The organism is Microcoleus sp. Pol1C5, assembly GCF_036701115.1.
Classification (GTDB): domain Bacteria; phylum Cyanobacteriota; class Cyanobacteriia; order Cyanobacteriales; family Microcoleaceae; genus Microcoleus.
Genome location: NZ_JAUBQE010000011.1, coordinates 1 through 21,946, shown reverse-complemented (window position 1 = coordinate 21,946; position 21,946 = coordinate 1). Strand labels below are relative to the sequence as shown.

At 47.3% G+C, this 21,946-nt stretch carries 17 protein-coding genes and 1 pseudogene; 7 read left to right on the top strand and 11 right to left on the bottom strand.

Annotated elements, in window-relative coordinates:
• Window positions 1–236: 236 nt before the first annotated feature.
• From QUA23_RS08475 to QUA23_RS08465, 3 genes are all read right to left on the bottom strand, one after another.
• Window positions 237–2,282, bottom strand: a complete 2,046-nt coding sequence (locus QUA23_RS08475; protein WP_333073977.1) for an NAD(P)H-quinone oxidoreductase subunit 5 — start codon at window positions 2,280–2,282, stop codon at window positions 237–239.
• Window positions 2,283–2,645: 363 nt separating this feature from the next.
• Entirely contained in the window at window positions 2,646–3,023 is a 378-nt protein-coding gene (locus QUA23_RS08470; protein WP_006635621.1) for a thioredoxin family protein, read from the bottom strand.
• Between the two features lie 45 nt (window positions 3,024–3,068).
• On the bottom strand, window positions 3,069–3,782 hold the full coding sequence (locus QUA23_RS08465; RefSeq protein ID WP_333073837.1) for an NnrU family protein: 714 nt from the start codon (window positions 3,780–3,782) through the stop codon (window positions 3,069–3,071).
• 236 nt (window positions 3,783–4,018) lie between these two features.
• Here QUA23_RS08465 and QUA23_RS08460 point away from each other — a divergent pair, with 236 nt between their 5' ends.
• The 3 genes from QUA23_RS08460 (at window position 4,019) to QUA23_RS08450 (ending at window position 8,385) form a co-directional block, all read left to right on the top strand.
• Window positions 4,019–5,023: a LysR family transcriptional regulator gene (locus tag QUA23_RS08460; protein ID WP_190663891.1), complete on the top strand. Its 1,005-nt coding sequence runs from the start codon at window positions 4,019–4,021 to the stop codon at window positions 5,021–5,023.
• Between the two features lie 139 nt (window positions 5,024–5,162).
• Complete coding sequence (locus QUA23_RS08455; RefSeq protein ID WP_333073835.1) at window positions 5,163–6,623, top strand: serine/threonine-protein kinase; 1,461 nt, start codon at window positions 5,163–5,165, stop codon at window positions 6,621–6,623.
• A 67-nt stretch (window positions 6,624–6,690) separates the two neighbouring features.
• Window positions 6,691–8,385 (top strand): asparagine synthase-related protein, encoded by a 1,695-nt coding sequence (locus tag QUA23_RS08450; RefSeq protein ID WP_333073833.1) that lies wholly within the window; start codon window positions 6,691–6,693, stop codon window positions 8,383–8,385.
• Between the two features lie 524 nt (window positions 8,386–8,909).
• Here the strand turns inward: QUA23_RS08450 and QUA23_RS08445 are convergent.
• A complete protein-coding gene (locus tag QUA23_RS08445; RefSeq protein ID WP_333073975.1) occupies window positions 8,910–9,914 on the bottom strand; it encodes a zinc-dependent alcohol dehydrogenase family protein in 1,005 nt (334 codons plus the stop codon).
• Between the two features lie 90 nt (window positions 9,915–10,004).
• Here QUA23_RS08445 and QUA23_RS08440 point away from each other — a divergent pair, with 90 nt between their 5' ends.
• Together QUA23_RS08440 and QUA23_RS08435 are read left to right on the top strand one after the other, a co-directional pair.
• Window positions 10,005–11,243, top strand: a complete 1,239-nt coding sequence (locus QUA23_RS08440; protein ID WP_333073831.1) for a transposase — start codon at window positions 10,005–10,007, stop codon at window positions 11,241–11,243.
• Between the two features lie 156 nt (window positions 11,244–11,399).
• Window positions 11,400–14,945, top strand: coding sequence for an EAL domain-containing protein (locus QUA23_RS08435; protein ID WP_333073829.1), 3,546 nt, complete (start codon window positions 11,400–11,402; stop codon window positions 14,943–14,945).
• A gap of 177 nt (window positions 14,946–15,122) precedes the next feature.
• Here the strand turns inward: QUA23_RS08435 and ilvN are convergent, their stop codons facing one another.
• The 4 genes from ilvN to QUA23_RS08415 form a co-directional block, all read right to left on the bottom strand.
• Complete coding sequence (gene ilvN, locus QUA23_RS08430; RefSeq protein ID WP_041622928.1) at window positions 15,123–15,641, bottom strand: acetolactate synthase small subunit; 519 nt, start codon at window positions 15,639–15,641, stop codon at window positions 15,123–15,125.
• Window positions 15,642–15,990: 349 nt separating this feature from the next.
• Entirely contained in the window at window positions 15,991–16,803 is an 813-nt protein-coding gene (locus QUA23_RS08425; RefSeq protein ID WP_333073828.1) for a carbon-nitrogen hydrolase family protein, read from the bottom strand.
• 244 nt (window positions 16,804–17,047) lie between these two features.
• On the bottom strand, window positions 17,048–17,176 hold the full coding sequence (gene psaJ, locus QUA23_RS08420; protein ID WP_333037175.1) for a photosystem I reaction center subunit IX: 129 nt from the start codon (window positions 17,174–17,176) through the stop codon (window positions 17,048–17,050).
• Window positions 17,177–17,293: 117 nt separating this feature from the next.
• Window positions 17,294–17,782, bottom strand: coding sequence for a Photosystem I reaction center subunit III (locus QUA23_RS08415; RefSeq protein ID WP_333037176.1), 489 nt, complete (start codon window positions 17,780–17,782; stop codon window positions 17,294–17,296).
• Between the two features lie 330 nt (window positions 17,783–18,112).
• Here QUA23_RS08415 and tsaD point away from each other — a divergent pair, with 330 nt between their 5' ends.
• On the top strand, window positions 18,113–19,186 hold the full coding sequence (tsaD, locus tag QUA23_RS08410) for a tRNA (adenosine(37)-N6)-threonylcarbamoyltransferase complex transferase subunit TsaD (RefSeq protein ID WP_333073827.1): 1,074 nt from the start codon (window positions 18,113–18,115) through the stop codon (window positions 19,184–19,186).
• 46 nt (window positions 19,187–19,232) lie between these two features.
• Window positions 19,233–19,721 (top strand): N-acetyltransferase family protein, encoded by a 489-nt coding sequence (locus QUA23_RS08405; protein ID WP_333073825.1) that lies wholly within the window; start codon window positions 19,233–19,235, stop codon window positions 19,719–19,721.
• Between the two features lie 296 nt (window positions 19,722–20,017).
• On the opposite strand, the gene QUA23_RS08400 is transcribed toward QUA23_RS08405, so the two are convergent.
• The 3 genes and pseudogenes from QUA23_RS08400 to QUA23_RS08390 all read right to left on the bottom strand — a co-directional run.
• Window positions 20,018–20,758, bottom strand: a complete 741-nt coding sequence (locus tag QUA23_RS08400; RefSeq protein ID WP_333073824.1) for an HAD family hydrolase — start codon at window positions 20,756–20,758, stop codon at window positions 20,018–20,020.
• A gap of 200 nt (window positions 20,759–20,958) precedes the next feature.
• Window positions 20,959–21,339, bottom strand: a pseudogene (locus QUA23_RS08395) (endonuclease domain-containing protein).
• 110 nt (window positions 21,340–21,449) lie between these two features.
• Window positions 21,450–21,946: response regulator (locus QUA23_RS08390; protein WP_333110342.1), on the bottom strand; the 497-nt coding region annotated here is incomplete at its 5' end.

Sequence of the window (21,946 nt, the reverse complement as noted above, 5' to 3'; positions counted from 1 at the left end):
GGATACGGCCATGCCAAAAGCGTGTGAAATTAACTCTAAAAACTTTTGTATCTTTCGTTGCTCGCCCAGTTCAGCTCCCCCTAAATCCCCCTTAAGAAGGGGGACTTTGAGAGAATACTCTTGTTCCCCCCTTATCAAGGGCGGTTAGGGGGGATCTAGACTTCGAGACAAACAAGAGATAGGGTAGGTTTGATATTAAGTTGACACGCTTTGGACAATGCCGTTTCCCAACAGATTTAACTGACTCCTGAAACGATCGCAAAACCCAGAACTGCGACAAACACAATCAGGGCATAAAATTGAGCGCGACCGCTCTCAAAGTATTTCAAACCTTCGCCACTAACCAGGGTGAGAAACCCTGTTAAGTTGACGACACCATCGACGACTCGCAAATCCACTTCCATGACTTGCCGTGCCAAACGGCGGCTGCCTTTGACAAATAGAAATTCATTGATATCGTCCAGATACCACTTGTTGAGGGAGAACTCGTAAAGCGGTTTGATTTTTTGGGCGATCGCACTTGGGTCAATTTTACGGCTCAAATACATCAGAGAAGCCAAAGTAATGCCCAGCAAAGCAATACCTACAGAGCTTCCGCCCATAATCAAAAATTCCGTCAAATTGAACTCAGCAGCGTGTTCCAAAACTTCTTCGAGAGACTCGCCAGGAGCGCGAACAAACTGCTCGAAATAATTGGCAAACGGCGTACCGAGAAAACCGATAAACACAGAAGGTACTGCCAGCAAGACTAACGGCAGAGCCATTGTCAGAGGAGATTCGTGAGGCAAATGGTCGTGCTCATCGTGACTGTCGCCAGTTGATGCCAATTCCTTAACGTTCATCGCTCCCGGGCCAAAAACAACACCGGGTTGCAGGAGTTGCCGCTTGATAGCGCTGTCATTGCCCCGGAATTCGCCCTCAAAGGTGCTGAAATACATCCGGAACATATAAAACGCGGTCATCCCGGCCGTCAACCAGCTAACAGCCCACAAAGCGGGATTTGCTGCGAAGGCGCTGGCGAGGATTTCGTCTTTTGACCAAAAACCAGCAAACGGCGGAATTCCGCAGATTGCCAAATTTCCGATCAAAAAGCAAGCAGAGGTAATCGGCATATATTTCCGCAAGCCGCCCATGACTCGCATATCTTGAGCGAGAGCGGGGTTGTGGCCTACAACTGCTTCCATACCGTGAATGACTGAACCTGAACACAGGAACAGCATTGCTTTGAAATAAGCGTGAGTCATCAAGTGGAAAAGTCCGGCACTGTAAGCGCCGACGCCCATTGCCATCACCATGTAGCCGAGTTGGGAGATGGTGGAGTAGGCGAGGCCTTTTTTGATGTCATTTTGGGTAATCGCGATCGAAGCGCCCATAAATGCCGTAAAACAGCCGGTACAGGCGATCAAATTCATGACTGCCGGCAACCCTTCAAATACCGGGTACATCCGAGCGATCAGGAATACGCCGGCGGCTACCATTGTCGCGGCGTGGATTAATGCCGAAATCGGTGTAGGGCCTTCCATTGCGTCTGGCAACCAGACGTGGAGGGGGAATTGAGCGGATTTGGCTGCTGGCCCCAAAAATATGAGGATGCCGAAGATTGTCGCCAGAGTCGCCGAAAGAGCACCGGATTCGACTAAGGAGTGCAGGCGTTCGCCCATGACGCTAAATTCAAAGCTGCCGGTGGCCCAGTAAATGCCGAGGATGCCCAGCAGCAGGCCGAAGTCGCCGACGCGGTTGGTGACAAAAGCTTTTTGGCAAGCGTCAGCAGCGGGTTTGCGATCGTACCAAAATCCGACTAGCAGGTACGAACACATACCTACGAGTTCCCAAAAAATGTAAATCTGAACGATGTTCGGGCTCACTACGAGACCCAACATCGAGGCGCTGAAGATGCTCAGGTAGGCGTAAAAGCGCACGTACCCGTCATCGTGAGCCATGTAGCCGTCGGTGTAAATCATCACCAAAAAAGCGACCGTGGTTACGATCGCCAGCATGACCGACGTTAGGGGGTCGATAATATAGCCCATATTCAGCGAGAAGTCGCCAGCAGAAGCCCACTGAATACTGCGGGTGTAGGGTGCGTGGCCCTGTAGTTGACTCCACAGCAATGCGAAGGAGAGTACCATTGAACCTCCGAGCGCGGAGACGATTAATATCGCATTCGCTTGTCGGAGCTTGTTGGTTGCCTGGTTAAAGGTGATTAAGCCTAGACCTACTAGCATTGCGCCTGCCAGCGGCAGGACAGGAATCAGCCAAGCATATTGATAAAGCAGTTCCATGACTGATAGGTAGTTTAAAGTTTCTACTAGATATTGACAAAACTGTAAACAATTGTGACACACGCCTGCGCCACTGGGCCAAAATACTTGATCCAATTCTTTAAGTATTGCTATACCTGAGTGCAATTGCGAGCGAGACGATCGCACTACTTTTTTCCTGGCGAGCGAGACTATCGCACCCTACTGCGAAAATTATTATTCCCGTGGCAAGGGAAACTATGTGATAAATCTCACAGTCCTGTGGGTTCAAGACTGCGAAATTTATTTTGGTGTCCGATGGTTGATGCACAAATGGGGAATGCCTTCTGCTTTCTACATAAAAGCCGAATGCCTTCTAAACAAGAGCCGAATGCCTTGGGACCATTACCTGTTGGCGACTTCCTGAAGTTGCAGCCGTTGAGATGGGGAAGCTACGTGAGCTGCGAGCATCCAGGAATCCAGAGTCCGCCGCAGTTCCTCGCGTCCTTGGTAGTCTTCCAATCTAAATCGAACTTTATCGCCCTCAAACAAAATCAGCGTGGGCAGACTTGTCAACCGATAAGTGTGGGCCAATTTGAAACATTGATCGGCATTCACCCCGACCAACTTGACTTTTTCTGCCCACTGTGCCTCAAAAGTCTTAAGCGTGGGGTCGATCGCGCGGCACAAACCGCACCAAGGAGCCGAAAAGTGAACTAAAACGGGGGTAGAGGCTTGAAACACCTCTTGTGCAAAAGTGCGTTCGCTAACCGACAACACCATGATCCCTCAAAATTTAATAATTTTTTTTCTATCCTAGGGATCATGCTACCAGTATATGTTCCTAGTGACACGCATCAAAAAAGGATGAATTTCCCACAGCAAACCAGTAAAAATGACTACACCTACGTAGGAAGGACGCAGAAACTCAAGCAAATCAAGGGTTTGGCGCTTTTGTAGGATTGCCAAAAAAGGCATGATTGAGGTTCGAGATTTGATGGTTTCAAAGGATTCGCCAAAACGAGCCTGAAGTCGCCTGTCGCCGTGCCACACTCCGAAGAGGTGGTGAAGTACCAAACCGATGGAAGTGACGAGGGTAAAGCTAGTGCCAATCCACAGGGTGTGGGCCACGCACCAAATCACCTGTCCCACCATTTGCGGGTGACGGGTGATACGAATGATGCCAGTTTCGTAGAGGTGAACTTGGGGCTTTTGGACGGCGGCAATTTCTAGGAGGTTGAAAGTTGCTGGGTACAGAAACAGAAAGGAAATTGCCGAAAGTATCCAAACTGCAGGTTTAACTCCGGGTAATCCCTGTACTTGCCAAAGCTGTACACCGTCGTAGCGGTGGTTGAAAAAGTAGATTATCAGAATGACGGCTAGCGGCAAACTGACAAGGGCAAACAAAACGCGGTAAAGTCTCGGCCCGATCAGCTTTTCACCTTTGGGCCGGAGGGCTGCTAAACCGCTGTGGGCGATCGCAAAAACCAGTAACAGACCCAGAATAACAAAGTGGGAGTCGAGCGCCAAGTCGATCGTCATTGCAAATATTAAGAAAAGTTATTGATTCTCGGCCAATTTGTGTCACAAAGTATCTATGGGAGCATTCAGCGGTTATCAGTCAGTTAACTGTTCACTGTTCGCTGTTGACTGTTGACTGTTCGCTGTTCGCTGTTGACTGTTCGCTGTTGACTGTTCGCTGTTTGCTGTTCGCTGCCTACAGTCAACCGTCAACCGTCAACTGACAACTGACAACTGACAACTGACAATTTAGATATATGTCTGACCTTCCTTTCACTTTAGACCAGTTACGCATTCTCAAGGCGATCGCCTCTGAAGGAAGCTTCAAACGCGCCGCGGACAGCCTCTATGTATCCCAGCCAGCAGTTAGCTTGCAGGTGCAAAACTTAGAGAGACAGTTGGACGTGCCGCTGTTTGACCGGGGGGGGCGGCGGGCGCAACTGACCGAAGCCGGACACCTGCTGCTGAGTTACGGCGAGAAAATTTTATCGCTTTGCCAGGAAACTTGTCGAGCTCTGGAAGACTTGCAAAATCTCCAAGGCGGTACTTTGATCGTCGGCGCTTCTCAAACAACGGGAACCTATTTGCTGCCCCGGATGATCGGGATGTTCCGCCAAAAGTACCCGGATGTAGCAGTACAGCTTCACGTTCACTCGACCCGCCGCACGGCGTGGAGTGTGGCAAACGGGCAAATCGATTTGGCAATTGTTGGCGGAGAAATTCCTACCGAACTTGTAGAAGCTTTAGAAATTGTTCCTTACGCTGAGGACGAACTGGCTCTGATTCTTCCTCCGTCCCACCCGATGGTACAACAAGAAAGTATCCAAAAAGAAGACCTTTACAAATTGCAGTTTATATCCCTCGATTCGCAGTCTACGATCCGCAAAGTAATCGATCAGGTACTGACTCGCTGCGGCATAGACACGCGCCGCTTGAAAATAGAGATGGAACTAAATTCGATCGAAGCAATTAAAAATGCCGTTCAGTCGGGGCTGGGAGCTGCTTTTGTCTCGGTTTCGGCGATCGAAAAAGAGTTGCTCATGGGCGTCTTGCACAAATCTCAAATGGACGAAGTTTTGGTAACTCGCATTTTGTCGCTGATTTACAACCCCAACCGCTACCGTTCTAAAGCAGCAGAGGCCTTCAGCAATGAAATTTTGCCGCAGTTTGCTACTTATTCGACCATCCTGGAGAAGAAAGAACCCCCGGCGCTCGATTTGGGATTCATAGAAATAGCAACTCCCAACTCGGCGGGAAGTTAATCTCTTAGGTCGCTGGCAGTTAGCAGTTCGCGGTTAGTTGAGAAATCGAAATCTGATTTAACAATCACTTTTTCTTCCCTCTTCCCTCTTCCTTCTTCCCTCTTCCTTCTTCCCTCTTCCCTCTTCTTAGCAAACAAAAATGGAAGTTTACTGCACCCGCCCGGGCTGCCCGCGCCCTCAAAACTATTTTCCCGACCTCAATGACAGTTCGCTGCTGAAAACGGTGCAGCAAAAGTTTTGCACGGCTTGCGGGATGCCCCTAATTTTGAGGGGCCGCTATTTGCCCGTGAGGTTATTGGGTCAAGGCGGTTTTGGGGCGGCTTTTTTGGCCAGAGACCGCGATACTCCGGCGATGCGGCAGTGCGTTGCTAAACTTTTGCAGCCGTCGGTAAGTCTGACTCCGCCCCAGCTAAAAATCGCTCAAACTCTGTTTGAACGGGAAGCGGCGGTGCTGGAAGAACTGGGAAACGAACATTCCCAAATTCCGAGTTTGCTGGCTTTTTTTGAGCTGACTGTTGCGAGTTTGCAGCCGGGAAAAAACGATCAGTTTTTCTATCTGGTTCAAGAATTTATTGACGGTAAAAATTTGGAGGATGAACTAGCTGTTAAAGGCAGGTTTTCGGAGGCGGAAACGGTGGAGGTGCTGCGGGAAATTTTGAAGGTTCTCGATTTTGTCCACTCTCGCGGTTCGATTCACCGGGATATAAAACCTGCTAATATTATGCGGGGTAAAAACGGTCGGCTTTATTTATTAGATTTTGGGGCTGTTAAACAAGTAACACAAAGTGTTGGGAGTGCAAAAGCTTCGACTGGTATTTATTCTTTGGGTTACGCTCCGCCAGAACAGATGAGCGGGCAAGAAGTTTATCCGGCAACGGATTTGTATGCTTTGGCTGTGACTTGTATTACTTTGCTGAGTGGTTTGCAGCCGACGGAGTTGTTTGATAGTTACAGAAACGAGTGGAATTGGCAGTCGCGGGTGCAGGTAAGTTCGCGTTTGGCTCACGTTCTCGATCGAATGTTATTATCAGCTCCCAGCCAGCGTTTTCAATCTGCGGCCCAGGTGGAAGCGGCTCTGATGTCTGGGCCTCAACAGCCTAACATCGTCGTGCAGCAGCCGACCCTACGGACTCCGACTCCCCTACCGACTCAGCAGCTACCACCGACTCAGCAGCCTCCTGTGCCTGTTCCTGCGACTCATCCAGGAGCGCTGCAATCTTCGCAGAGAGCGACTTTTTCGATTTGGGAGGTTTTGTCGGGGGCAGCGTTTACGGGTTTTGAGGCGGGGGTGCTGGCGATCGCCCTGACGAGTTTGCTGCCGTCTCCTGGCTTGAGTATCGGATTGTTGGGGATGATTGTGGCGGGTTTGATTTACGGGCAGTACCGCAGGGCGATCGAACAAACTGAGATGTTGATTATTGGTGCAGGTACTGTGGCTTTACTGTGGTTTTTCCCCGTTTTACAGACGGCTGCAGTTGCGATTTATCCAAATTCTCCGATCACTGGCGTGTTATTTGTGGGATGGTTGGGTGCTTTGGGTGCGATCGCTGGAACAGCTATTTTTCGCTTGATTTATAAGTTACTTTCAAACGTTTTTTAATGTAATATTCATCGCAAGAATTGCCTGTTTTGAACAGGCTTTCCGGCCTGTTCCACAATAATTAATTATGGGAGATGTTTTATTTAAAATGCAGACTCAGAAGTCTATCTACCCTCATTGGGTGATTGCTTGGGGGCCAGAAGCCCGATCGCACCCTGCAACTTGGGAAACTTCCGGTTTTGCCATAATCGGAGCTGAACCCACCTTCAGCCCCAATCAGCGATTTGTGCTAGTAGGTGACTGCTGCTTCGATCGCACCCCCACGCTCAAACAACAGATTGACACAGATGGATTGACCGATTTGGCGATCGTCGGGCGGCTATGGGAACAGTCAGGCCCTCAAACTTTGAGCTTACTGGAAGGACAATTTGCCCTTGCTGTGTGGGATAGAGAGGAGAAAACCTTGTGTCTGGGGCGCGATCGCGTGGGAGCCAAAACGCTCTATTACACCCGTACAGGAACGACTCGGTGGATTGCGCCTCGACTGCGATCGCTCAATCCGTATCACGATCGAGAACTTGATTTAGTTGCTTTGCGCGACTACTTGTGCTGTGCGTTTGTACCCGGAGCACAAACGCTGTGGGAAGCGGTGCGAGAGTTGCGGCCCGGTAGCTATTTGTACTTACCGGATGTTGAGGCGCAGAGATACTGGCAGCCACAGGAGCACATTACTAACGCCGATCGCCCTTTGGAATGGCACAGTCAACAAGTGCGATCGCTTTTGGAACAACTGGTGCAGGAAGCGCTACCACCGGGAGAACCAGTCGCAGCATATCTTTCGGGCGGGATTGACTCAAGTTGCGTCGCGGCGATCGCCACAAGGCTGCACGATCGTCCGGTACACACTTTCTCGATGCACTTTGGCGCTCAATATCCCAGCGAGATTGAATTTGCTAACATCGTCGCAGCGCATTGTGGCACTGAACACCACGTTTTGGAAGTTTCGCCGCAGCAAATTTGGGAGTTGCTGCCGGAAACGCTGGCGGCGATGGATGATCCGGTGGGGGAAGGCTTGACGGTGCCAAATTTGCTGTTGGGGCGATCGGCAAAGCAATTCGCAGACGTGGTACTAAATGGCGAAGGCGGCGATCCGTGCTTTGGCGGGCCGAAAAATAAGCCGATGTTACTCAACAGTTTGTATGGTTCTATTCAGGGTAAACCAGATCCGATCGCAGCTTACTTGACTTCGTTTCAAAAATGCTATGTGGATTTGCCACGTTTGCTGAAGCCGGAGGTTTTGGAAAAGGTGAAGAATGCGCCTTCCGTCTTTGCTGAGGAATTGCAACAGACAGAAACGACGTTTTTGAATCGGCTGATGCGGCTCAACATTGAGTTTAAAGGAGCCGATTACATTTTGACCAAGGTGAATAATCTCACGGCTGCGGCGGGACTAAAAGCTCGATCGCCCCTATTCGATGCGCGGATGGTAGCGCTGAGTTTGCAAATTCCGCCAGAATATAAGCTTTCGGGCGCGCAGGAAAAAGCGGTTCTCAAGGCTGCTGTGGCGGATTTGCTGCCCGATGTCATTGTCAACCGTCCGAAAAGTGGCATGGTGATGTCGATGCAGCAGTGGTTTTTGAGGGATTGGCAGCGGCAAGCGCGATCGTTGCTGCTGAATCGTCATGCGGCGATCGCGCCTTACCTCGATCTAACACTAATCCGCGAGTGGCTAAACTATCGTGGCGAAGTTTTTCCCCGCTATGGGCTGAAGCTGTGGCTGCTGGTGACGCTGGAAATTTGGTTACAAGTGAATCGCCGTTAGTTATCCAACATTAGGACACGGCGCCGTGCCTTTGGTCGTGTTAAATTCAGCACTTGACCGCCAAATTTCTCGATCGACAGCGGCATTTTTCCTATGCGGTTTTCGCTCTTGTTTATAGAACCGATTTGACATCTTTTAGGCTGCCAGCCTTTTAATCATCAGCGTAATAATATGAATTCTGGTTGTATTGGAATGATTAAACCGCAGAGGGCGCAGAGGATACAGAGAAAGGGAAGAGAGAGATGAATCATTCCGATGCCAACGGATTTGATATAAAAGCAAGATTTACCTTGGTCGTTGAATTAGCCAGAACTATCTCAAAATTATTAACCATGATTTTGCACATTTCTCTCCAAGAATTTCATATCATGTCCGAGCGATTAAGGATAATATCCCGGTCGGGGCGAGTTTTTGAGATTGTCAATTATTGGCAGGTCTTCTTGGTGAACCCGCCCTACAAAAATCGCGGTTTCCCGACCGGAAATGATATCAGTTGTGAATTTTTTATTTAAAAATCCGCATTTTTAAACCCCAATTTCAAGCACTATTTTACCGGTTACTGAGCCTGTTTCTAACAGTTCGTGAGCGGCTGGCGCTTCTTCGAGAGGGAAAGTTTTGGTGACATGAATTTTTAGCAAGTTGCGATCGCACAAACGAGCACACTTCTGCAAAATATGAGCCTGCTGTTCCTGTTCCTCCACCAAACATTCCAGCATCGGTGTTAACATTAATTCCAGACTAATTCTCAGATTCCGCATTCTCGCTGTTTTCAAATTGCCCAAAGCTGGATCGGGTTCCAAAATTGTTACCAAATCTCCATAAATCTTCACAGCCGGAATAGTTTGATAAAAAGTTTCTCCCCCGACTGTATCGAAAGCCAAATCAACTCCTTGTCCTTGAGTCCAAGTCAAAACCTCATCGACAACATTGGTATTTTTGTATAAAATAACTGAATCTGCACCTAAGTGCTTGACAAAATTGGCTTTTTCCTCAGAACTAACAGTCGTGCAAACCTCTGCCCCCTGTAATTTCGCCAACTGTACCGCGACGTGGCCGACACCGCCTGCACCAGCTTGAACCAGCACTTTTTGGCCGGCTTGCAAGCGCCCTCGATCGTACAGCGATTCCCAAGCTGTAATTAAAACTAATGGTGCCGCTGCCGCCTCAGCAAAACTTAAAGCAGCAGGCTTGAGGGCGAGAAAGCGTTCGTCTACAACGGCAAACTCAGCATAAGTACCGATCGACCCGCCCAAACCGCCATTGCAGAAAAAAACCTCGTCTCCCACTTGGAAACTTTGCACGCCAGCACCGACAGACTCTACGACTCCAGCACCGTCGCACCCCAAAACGTGAGGAGCTTTATCGGGGTAAAAAGTGCCGCGCGATCGCAACTTAGTATCGATCGGATTGATACCCGCCGCTCGCAACCGTACCAAAACTTCAGTTTCTCTTTGTATAGTAGGGGCAGGGATATGTTGTAGTTTCAATACGGACGGGCTGCCGGGGGTTTGAAAAACGATCGCTTTCATCATGGGTGTTACACTAGATCAGATAATCCCTAGACTTTATTGTACATTGCTTAGCAAAGCAACAAAAAAAAATCGTTTATCCCAAAATTTATGATTGTTGTTGAAAGGCCGTACATAGATCGGCAGCATCAGTTTTATAAACAACTTGATTACTTATCGTTTATGTCGAGAAGTCTCTACAACGACGGTAAATATTATATGAGGAAACACTTGTTTAATTCTGGAACTAAAGTTGGCGGTACTAGAATTATCAAACAGTTATCTGCTATCCTAAAACCTACATACTACTCTCAATCATTACCTGCTAAAATTAGCAATCAAGTTGTTATAAATTGGGCCGATTGCAAAAATTCAAGAATAGCTGATGACCCACCTCTACCTCGATTTTCATTCCTCCCCAGCATCCCCCAATACAAACATAAAATCTGGGAACGTCAATTGTTAATTCAGGATAACCAGTCCATAGAAAAAAAGGGAGGTGACAAAAATAATGGACTACTTCATTTCTCTCAAAGTGACATAATAATTTCTACAAAATCCCAAAATGTCATCAAGGTAAGGATAGGTCTTGAAACAGCGCTCTACTTTGTTGAGGCTGCCCATCAAAAGCTTGTAACTTTGGTGGATTTAAATTATCACCTCATAGCAGGTATATATTTACGCATTGATTGCTTCGTTGCTTTGCCATCCACTAAGCCAACATTTACTCCAACAATATATCATAAAAAACATCTCAAATCAATTAATCCATGTTGCCATCAGCGCCGAGCATTTTTACTGTCAAAACGTGACCAGGGAAAATCTAACACGCGCCAAATCCAGCAAATCACCTTTAATCGAAACCAGCGATTAGAAAACTACCTTCATCAAACCAGCAGTTTGATTGTCAAGCGGTTGGTTGGTGAGAAAATAATCCAGTTAATTATTGGCACAAATGTGAGGAAGAAACCAAATATAAAATTAGAAAAAAAACATCATAAATTTGTTGTAATTCCTCATGCCAAAATCATAAGGTATATTATTTACAAAACTGAGTTATTCGGTATCAAGGTAATAGTTACACAAGCATCTTATACAAATAAGTGCATCTTTTTGGATTTAGAGCCTGTCGGTAAGCAAGAGTCTTACCAGGGTAAGAGAGGTAAACGAGGGTGGTTTAGGTCTTTCAAGGAAAGTTGGATTAATGCTGAGGTGAATGCAGCGTTAAATATGATTATAAAAGTAAACGTAAGCTCACCCTTAGAGGAGTGCCATAACCGTATATATGTGTTTGCAATTTCACCTGTACGGGTTGAACCTGTACAAAAAGAAACACAAAAAGTTGGGTAATGTTAACTATTGCCCGGTTTTTTGTCAACTCTTAACTCTCTTGTCGCCTTCACGGCGATTTGACCTTGTATTCGTTACCCATCCGTGACGATACTTAGTTATTTTTAAATAGATTGGCTTCAGATAACTACAATAATTGTCGAGCGGTGCTAATCGATGTTCGAGCTAGATTTATTTTTTTACTTTGAGATTCTTGCATATTTTCTGGGATTATCGGCGATTTTAGCCTTGGTGTCCGCGATTTATCTCAAGTGGCACCGAAGGCCTTCCAACCTACCACTAACCCAAGAGCAACGGCAGTTGGCAGAATTAAAACCCGACGATTTATCTGCGAGATTGAAAATGCGGAAAAACTTTTTGATTTTCCCCAACCCAAATCAGTGGCCGGCAACTGACAGCTTCTTGGGTAAAGTTTTAGGTATGGGCCGGGCTGTATTCTGGGTCAAGCAAGAGCGCCTAAGTGTGAATTCTCCGCCTATTGTGGGGCCTCAAACCTCCAAAACCCTAAGTCTGGGCATTTCGGGTTCGATGGGAGACAATCCCGATCGCCCGAATGCCGAGAACCCTCCCAAAGTTAATGGTTTCGCACAATTAGAGGAAGATTTGTTGGGCGAAATCCTAGCGGGTACTGATTCGCCGGGGGGGGCAGAATTTTTTGATGCTTTAGTTTGCCACTTAGCCTCAGCACTGGGAGTTCGCACCGCCATCGCTGCCAAATCGATTAAGTCGAAGGCACGCACCGATGCTGCTGCCGATAGATTGCAACTTATCAGTTTTTGGAGCGACGGGCAGCAACAGCCAAACTTTGAGTGCGACGCCGCCAATACTCCCGAAGCGCGGGTGCTGGAGGCGGGAATGTATTCCTGTCCCGACCACCTCTGTGAAACCTTTCCAGAAGACCGCAGACCGGTAGTTACAGGTGCGCGCAGTTTCCTGGGAGTCTTGCTGAAAAATTCTTACGGCGAACCTTTAGGCATTATTTGTATTTTTCACGATCGACCCTTGGTGGAAGCACATCTTGCCAAATTCCGATTAATTCTCAGCATCTTTGCGGGACGGGCCGCCGCCGAATTAGAGCGGCAACGCCTGGAAGCAGCACTGTCCACTGTAGAAGCGAAATACTGCGCCCTGGTAGAACAAATGCCCGCTGTCACCTACATTTCTCCCCTCAACCGCAAGGCTGCCAAACTTTACATCAGCCCGCAAATAGAAACTTTTCTAGGTTATTCTGTAGCTGAATGGAGAGCAGATCCCGACTTGTGGCTGAAACTTGTTCACCCAGAAGACCGCGACCGCGTGTTAGTTGAAAACGCTACACAGAAATTCACCGATGGAGAAGATATCTTCTGCGAGGGGTCGCTGGTTTCAGAATACCGCGCGATCGCCCGCAACGGCCGAGTCGTCTGGTTCCGCGATCAAGCAACCGCAGTTCGCGATGAAGCAAGCAAGTCTGTCATCCTTCAAGGCGCAATGTTTGATATCACAGAGACGAAAGTAGCTGCCAGCGCGCTGCTAGAAAGCGAATACCGCTATTACACCTTGGCAAAAATACTGCCGGTCGGGATTTTCCGCGCCGACGCTGCTGGAGATTGCTTGTATGTCAATGAGCGATTTTTGGAGATGGCGGGACTGACTGCGCCAAAGGCACTAGGCGAAGGTTGGGCGCAAAGTTTGCATCCGGAAGACCGCGAGCGGGTTTTGAGCCAGTGGTATCGCGCTGTCACAGACAAGTTGCCCTGTAAGTTAGAGTATCGCTTTTGCAACGGTGACTTCACAACCTGGGTATTTTGGCAAGCAGTGCCAGAAATGACCAAAAGCGGGGAAGTTCTAGGCTATCTCGGCACGTTGACCGATATCACCGATCGCAAGCAGGCCGAATTCGCGCTGCAACAGGCGGAAGAGAAATACCGCAGTATCTTTGAAAATGCGATCGAAGGCATTTTTCAGACAACGCCCGACGGACGCTACCTCAGCGCTAACCCTGCTTTGGCAAGAATTTACGGCTACGAGTCGGCCACCGAATTGATCGCGAATATCCAAGACATAGACCGCCAACTCTACGTCGATCCCAACCGACGTGGGGAGTTTTTGCGCGCGATCGAAAAACACGGTTTTGTGTCTGAGTTCGAGTCCCAAGTTTACCGCGCTGACGGCACTACTATCTGGGTTTCCGAGAACGGCCGGGCAGTTCGCGACCCTGACGGAAATTTACTTTACTACGAAGGCACTGTCGAGGATATCACCCTCCGCAAAATAGCCGAAGATAAGTTAGTACACGATGCTTTGCACGATATGCTAACCGGTTTGCCCAACCGATCTTTATTTATGGATCGCTTGGGACACGCGATCGATCTTTCAAAACGCCGTCCCGAGATTTTATTTGCGGTGCTGTTTATCGATCTCGATCGCTTTAAGGTTGTTAACGACAGTTTGGGGCATTTAGTGGGCGATCGGTTGCTGATCGCGATCGCGCAGCGCCTGGGAATCTGTTTGCGCGCTGGAGATACTGTTGCCCGTCTCGGCGGCGACGAATTCGCTATTTTGCTGGAAAATATCAAAAGCACCGAGGATGCGATCCAGATTGCCGAACGAGTGCAAGCGGAACTGGCAGAGCCTTTTTACCTTAACGAGTATCAAGTTTTTACCAGTGCTAGCATTGGGATTGTTTGTTCTGGTGTTCCTCCGTGTCCAACGGAAACCCGCAAACTGTCGAGCCCCGAAAATCTGGGAAATATAGATCGGGAAACTTCTTTGTCTTGCTTATCTTCCGACTCTCCTGTTCGCAATGTCCCGTTGTCGATATTGTACGATCGACCGGAAGAACTGCTCCGAGATGCAGATGCTGCCATGTATCATGCTAAGGGATTGGGCAAAGCTCGCCACGAAGTTTTTGACTTAAGTATGCACACTCGCGCCGTCGCCCTTTTGCAACTGGAAAACGACCTGCGACGCGCTTTAGACTGCCAGGAATTTCAGCTTTACTATCAGCCCATCGTCTCTCTAATTACCGGTAAAATCAGCGGTTTTGAAGCGCTGCTGCGGTGGTATCACCCGCAGCGGGGTGTCGTATCTCCTGGCGAGTTTATTTTAGTAGCTGAAGAAACTAGATTGATTATACCTATGGGCTGGTGGATGATGCGATCGGCTTGTCATCAGATCCACGAGTGGCACCAAAAATTCCCAGCCAATCCGCCGTTGACTGTCAGCGTCAACCTTTCTAATCAACAATTTAAACAACCGGATTTAATCGATCGCATTCGCGAAATTTTACAAGAAACTCAGCTTGACCCCCGCACTTTAAAGGTAGAAATTACTGAAGGCGTCATCATGGAGAATTCCGAATCTGCAGTGGCTATCCTCGCGGAATTGAAAAATTTAGAAATTCAATTATATATTGACGATTTCGGAACGGGCTATTCTTCTTTGAGCCGCCTGCACACTTTTCCAACTGATGCTTTAAAAATCGATCGAGCTTTTGTCAGCCGCATGACTGAAGATGAAGGCAACGAAGCGATTGTACAGACTATTTTAATTTTAGCGAGTCATTTAGGTATGGATGTAATTGCTGAAGGCATTGAAACTATCGAACAGCTTAATTTACTCAGAGCGCTGCAATGCGAATACGGACAAGGATACTTTTTCTCAAAGCCGATAGACAGCATCGCAGCCACACTTTTGATAGAAAGTCAACCCAAGTGGTAATGAGTCAGGAGTCATTAGTCATTGGGAATTGCTAATTCGGAATCGGGAATCGGGAATTGGAAATTAGAAATTAGAAATTAGCAAGTGGAAGTTAAAACCTTCTTCCTTCTTCCTTCGGACTGACATCCGTTACATCCGTTACAGAATCCGTTGCCGAACTTCCTTCTTCCTTCTTCCTTAAACTTTCGCTTCCAAAGACTTGAGAAACTCAGTATTTACCCCCGACTCCCGCGTCAGGGCAATTTTCCCAGTACGAGCAATTTCCTTAATCCCAAATCTATTCAGAACCTGGACGATCGCCACCATTTTACCGGGATCTCCCACCACTTCCAATGTCAGCGTATCATCACCAATATCCACAACTCGCGCTCTAAAAATTTGAGCTAACTCAATGATCTCCGATCGCGTCCCGCTAGCAGCATTAACTTTCAGCAACATCAACTCCCGTTCCACACAGGGAATTTCCGTTATATCCTGAACTTTAAGCACGTTAATCAACTTGTACAGTTGCTTTGTCAACTGCTCGATAATTTGGTCATCTCCCGGTACAACCATCGTAATCCGAGACACTCCTCCTTGTTCCGCCGGGCCAACGGCCAGACTTTCAATATTAAAACCCCGACGGGCAAACAAACCAGCAATTCGAGTGAGGACACCCGCTTCATCTTCAACTAAAACCGAAAGAGTGTGTTTCATTTCTCCAAAAAGACGCATTTCGTGCAATTCTACTTTCGCCAATTCGCCTTTTAGCAGAAGTGCACGCCCATTGAACCTGCATTAGATATTTTATCGCGAGTTATTGGCCGTTCATCGGCGGGAAAAAACAATATATTAAGCTGTGGGGGCCAGAGTCACGTCCGATCGACAATATCACTCATCGATCGGCGTAAATCCGTCCCCACCCGCTTATTATTGTCGATCGCACCCACATGAGCTAAGTTTTTTTGTGTACGAACCTACACAATTCCTCGCGACAATAAAAACTTTTCAGGTCTTGTCGCTGACGGGAAATGAAATTTTGAGATTAATTAATCTCAAAATTCATTCACAGAAAAACCCGGTGTTGCAGCGACGGCATCTGGCGGCGGACTTGTTCTAATCTATCGGGATTAATTTCTGCAATCGCCACACCCGGTTCCTCTCCAGCATCCGCCAACACAACACCCCAAGGGTCTACAATCATCGCGTGACCGTGAGTTTGACGGCGACCGTAGTGGCGGCCAGTTTGTGCTGGGGCAATCATATAACAAGTATTCTCGATCGCCCTAGCTTGCAATAAAACCTTCCAGTGATCCTTGCCAGTGTAAGCAGTAAACGCCGCTGGCACGAACAAAATATCAGCCCCCTTGTACGACAAATGCCTGTACACTTCCGGGAACCGCACGTCATAGCACACCGAAAGTCCCAGCGTCCCAAACTCCGGCGACACATAAACCGACGGCAAATCTTCACCAGCTTTCACAGTGTTCGATTCCCTGTAAGTAATGCCGTCGGGAACATCCACATCGAACAAATGTACTTTTCTGTACCTTGCCACTTCAGTGCCGTTTGGGTCTACCAGCAAACAAGTATTGTATACCTTTCCCCCTGGAGTCGGCACTGGAAATCCGCCGCCCAGAATCGTTACCTGGAACCGTTGGGCCATCGTTTTGAGGAATTTTTCGCTTTGGAGTCCGATCGCCTCTGCTAAAGCAATCTTTTCCTCCTCTTCGCCCATAAACGAGAAATTTTCTGGTAAGGAAACTAACTCGGCACCCCGACGCACTGCCAGGTCGATTAATTCCTCTGCCTGAACCAAATTTTTTTGCAGGTCAGGCAAGCTAGTCATTTGAATTGCTGCGGCGAGATAAGACTTCATCGATTCACAATATTAGTCATTAGTCATTAGTCATTAGTCAGTAATCATTAGTCATTGGTAACTAATTTGATAACTAAATAGTTGATATCCTTGGATTTTACCCAGTTATACGCTGTCTAGCACGAACTGGTATGGTTTGAGAGTTTTGATATTTGAGCTTTAAATTAACCTGTAACTCATAATTCAAAAATCAAAACTCTCAACTTTTACCTCCTAGGTTTTGCAACCTAATTGGCCTCAAATCTTAAGGCATTGGATGGAAAAGCAGGTCTGGGAAAAAGCGGTTAAATTCAATTAAAGCCGCAGCTTGAATAGATATCCAAAGGATAGCCAATACTGGTGCTGTCGAAAGAAACTTGACAAAGTATTGCATGAATTCTGCTCCTGAAAATTCGAGACAGTTGGTAATTGCCGATCGGTCTATGGCTAATTGCTAATTTCCAGTTAATGAATTAACTGTTAGCTATTAGCTCTTCTCCATTTCCCAATTTTAGCGGGGGGAAACAGTAATTTCGTCGTCCTTCGCAAACATTTCACCGCTGGTGATTGATGTGAGAGCTGCCAGAGGCCATAAAACGCCGCTCAGCATACATTTGATTGCCAAAGGAACGTCGATAATAATCTCTTTTTCCTCTGGGGTTGCTGATTTTTTGGTAACTTGCAGATAAGAACGGCCCACCCAACCAATCCAACCTGCGATATACAAGAACAGTATGCTAGGAATCAAGAAGTCCCCTGCTTTGCTCAAGTTGCCGTCTACGATTAAGTGCGGGTATCCTTCCGGGCCGCACATAGCTTGGGAATAGCGATCGAATCTTGCTTTCGCAGATGCCGGGTCGCCATTGGTAGAACGTGCATTTTTAGCCAGTTCCTTGAATTCGGGAGAGTCCTTGCACGGCACTAAATTGTAAGCCGAAGCAACTGGAGCAAAACTGATCCAGACACTCAACACTAAAATTGCAGCAAACAATCGTCGCATGGAATTGTTTCCTTTTGTTACAAAACAATAAGTTTTTGTACAAGCATTTCAACTTGCCGATCTGGAATCCAGATTACCGTGTTTGTTGACAGTGTAAAGTATCCATCATTGATGCAGCAAATCCCAATAGAATGAGGGATTAGCGTTTTCATAGGTCAATGCTGAGCTAGCAATACCGCGAGGATATTCCTTCCTTGCATCAGATGATGACCTTACCTGTCGAGCGGGCAAAAATCCCTTAACAATAACCTGAGTACAGGTAGAGCGGGGGACTTGCGCCGAATTAGTTAAGCTAGCAATAACTAACCTATCAAATAAAATTACCAGTTAATGGCAACCATTTTCGCAATCGAAACAAGTTGTGACGAAACAGCAGCAGCAATTGTTAAGAATCGTCAAGTTTGCAGCAATGTTGTAGCATCGCAAATTAAAATCCACGAGCAGTTTGGTGGGGTTGTGCCGGAAGTGGCTTCGCGGAGTCACCTAGAAATGCTCAATCAGGTAATTGCCCAGTGTCTCGGTGAAGCAAACCTCAGTTGGTCAGAAATTGACGGCATTGCAGCGACTTGTGCCCCCGGTTTAGTAGGTGCATTGTTAGTCGGGCTGACAGCGGCGAAAAGCTTGGCAATAGTCCATCAAAAACCTTTTTTAGGCGTCCACCACCTCGAAGGGCACATCTACGCTTCTTACCTTACCGAACCCGACTTGCAGCCACCGTTTTTGTGTTTGTTAGTTTCCGGGGGACACACTAGCTTTATTTATGTCAAAGATTGCGGCGTTTATGAAACAGTAGGACACACGCGCGACGACGCTGCCGGCGAAGCTTTTGATAAAGTTGCGAGACTGTTGCAGCTAGGATATCCGGGCGGGCCGCTGATTGACAAATTGGCCGCCCTTGGCAATCCCCAAGCATATCCTCTACCAGAAGGCAGAATTTCCTTGCCTGGTGGCGGCTACCATCCCTACGACAGCAGTTTTAGCGGCTTGAAAACCGCAGTTTTGCAATTAGTACAGAAACTCAAGAAACAAAATAACAATGTGGATGAGGAAGGGTTCTTGCCTGCCTCTACAATTAATGATATTGCGGCCAGCTTTCAGGAAACAGTAGCCAAGGGTTTAACAAAAAGAGCGATCGACTGTGCGGTAAATTTCGGGCTTACCACTATTGTAGTGGGCGGGGGAGTTGCAGCAAACAGCGGACTCCGAAAACACTTACAAGCAGCAGCAGCAAAACACAACTTGCGAGTATTGTTTCCGCCATTAAAATATTGTACGGACAACGCCGCAATGATCGGCTGTGCGGCGGCAGAACACTTGCAGCGAGGACACACATCGCTGCTGACTTTGGGACCAAATTCAAGAATGGCCCTCAGCGATATTATGGAACTGTACAAGAGTCCTTAGTTATTAGTCATTAGTTAACAGTCAACCGTCAACAGCCAACCCAACGATGAAAATTCGCGACGCAGAAGAAAGCGATTTGCCAGCAATTGTCCAAATATATAACGCAGCAATACCGGGCAGAATGGCCACAGCAGATTTAAAACCAGTCTCAGTTGAAAGCCGCCTCCCGTGGTACAGAGAACACTCGCCCAATTCCTGGCCGATTTTGGTAATGGAATCAGAACAAAATATTGTTGGCTGGCTGAGTTTTCAGCTTTTCTACGGACGCGCCGCCTATCAGCATACAGCAGAAGTTAGCATCTACGTCGCACCCGATCGCCAACGCTGCGGAATCGGACAAAATTTATTGCAATCGGCAATTGTGCGGAGTTCAGAATTGAAGCTTAAAACTCTCATAGGAATAATTTTTGCTCACAATCAGCCGAGTGTAAGATTGTTTGAAAAATTTGGCTTTCAGCGCTGGGGATATATGCCACAAGTTGCCGAACTTGACGGCGTTGAAAGAGATGTCGTAATTCTGGGTTTGCGTTGTTAGCTGTAGGGAAACGGCAATGCTTTTTATCGTGTTAACTTAAGATTAAAAACCTTTGTATCTCTCGCTTATAGCCGAGGCCAGATCCCCCTAAATCCCCCTTAAGAAGGGGGACTTTGAATGCTATTTCTTGTCTCCCTTTCTTAACGGGGGGACGAAACAGAAGACTCTTCCCCGTTAAAAAGGGAGACTTTGAACACTCTTGTCCCCCCCTTCTTAAGGGGGGTTAGGGGGGATCTGGACTCAGCTACAAGCGAGATTTTCCCAAGCAAAACCTGCCCAGGCGATGTCATGTTTGCTCAATCTGCTAAAATTTTAATTTCATCCAAAGATGCGATCGCCACATCCGCATTTTCCAAATGACTAGCCTGGGCCTTCCCCCAACAAATCCCGATACAGCCAGCCGCGACCGCATTTTTACCCATCTGAATATCGCCCGCTGAATCTCCCACCATTAAAGTTGCTGCGGGATTTACTCCGAGTTTCTCACAAGCTTCCAAAAACAATTTCGGATCGGGTTTGTGAACCGTTGAATCCACTCCCATTTCTAACTGAATGTAGTCACCTAATGCGTGGTGTTTCACAAATTTCTGCACAACCTCCGTTGTAGCCGCCGAAAGAATTCCCAGTTTTAAACCCGCTTCCGAAAGATATTTCAGCACTTCCAAACTGCCGACAAATAAAGGAGAAACAGCACTATGTTTAAACATTTCGTCAGCTTCGTCAAAAGCGCGGCGCGCAATAGTTAAAGATTCCAGCCATCCCCTGCCGGTTTCCGCGATGTAGCCCGCTGCAACAATCTCATTTTCCCTGCGACTACCGACTGCTAGCAAGCCCGTGGGGTCAATGCTGCCGCTTTCGATGCCAAAAGCCATTTGTAAAGGCTCTCCAACCCCCGGAATTTGAGCGTCTGCGAGGCGCGCTCGCTTCATCCCCAACAGTCTTAAAAACTCTTGAGAATCCTCTAGAGTGCCGTCTTTGTCAAAGATTACGGCTTCGATATTTGAGAAAGTAATGCCCCGACATTTAATATTTACCAAGAATCTGAACTCCGTAATTATTATATTTTTTTGTATACTCTCATATTGTGGTATTTTTAGCAATTGTTTTTAGCGCAACCTAACTCTCTTGTCCCCCCCTTATTAAGGGGAGTTAGGGGGGATCTGGCCTTAACTATTACGAGATGCCCGATCGCACTCTTGTCCCCCCCTTATTAAAAGGGGTTAGGGGGGATCTGGCGCTAAGAATGACGATCGCACACACTCAACAACTCCTGACAAACTCCCTCAAAACACTGCAACACATCAACATTCGTAAACCTGACGACTTGCAGTCCATACCCCTCGAAAATCCCTGTTCTTTCCGCATCATATTGTTTCCCCTATTCGGTAAAATGACTTTCGCCATCAACCTCAATTACCAATCTTAAAGCAGCACAATAAAAATCTACAATAAAATTGTCGATCGGGATCTGTCTCAAAACTCTAAAAGGGAAATTTATGAGAAAATCTTGGCAAAGTTTCTTTTCGGCTGGAGTTGGATTTTTCCGAAGTTCCTTGGCGATAGAGATGAGTTTTGGGTTGTAAGGTAGGTGGAAATTCGAGTCGTTTAATTTGGTCATCATCCTCCTAATCTCGGATCGATCCCCCCTAACCCCCCTTAAGAAGGGGGGGACAAGAGTTTAACTGCCTAATCTAATCTCAAATATCATAAATCAAAACTCCAAAAAAATTAATATCTTCCCGCTAAATTGGCAACTATTAATGCTATTTGATCGGGCTGAACAGGTTTGGAAATATGTATTTGAAAACCAGCTTCGATCGCCTTTTCGCGTTCTCGATCGCTCGCATAAGCAGTCAGCGCAACGGCGGGAATTTCTCCTCCGGCTTCTGCTGCAAGAGCTCGCACTTCTCGAATTAAGAAATACCCATCATCCTCTGGCATTCCGATATCCGAGATTAGCACGTCATATCTGCCGGGGTTTTCCTTCATAGCAACGATCGCACTTCTGGCAGATTCCACCGTCGAAACTTCCGCCCCGTAGCTTTTGAGCACAAATTCTAAGAGTTCCCTGGTATCGAGCCGATCGTCTACAGCTAAAACGTGCAAGCCTTCGAGAGAGGGGACGGTATCATTTGAGGGGTTTAAAGGCCCTACCAAAACAGTTGACTTTAAATTGATTGCCGAAGTCAACTCTTGAGGCAACAATCGCAACGGCAATCTCACAG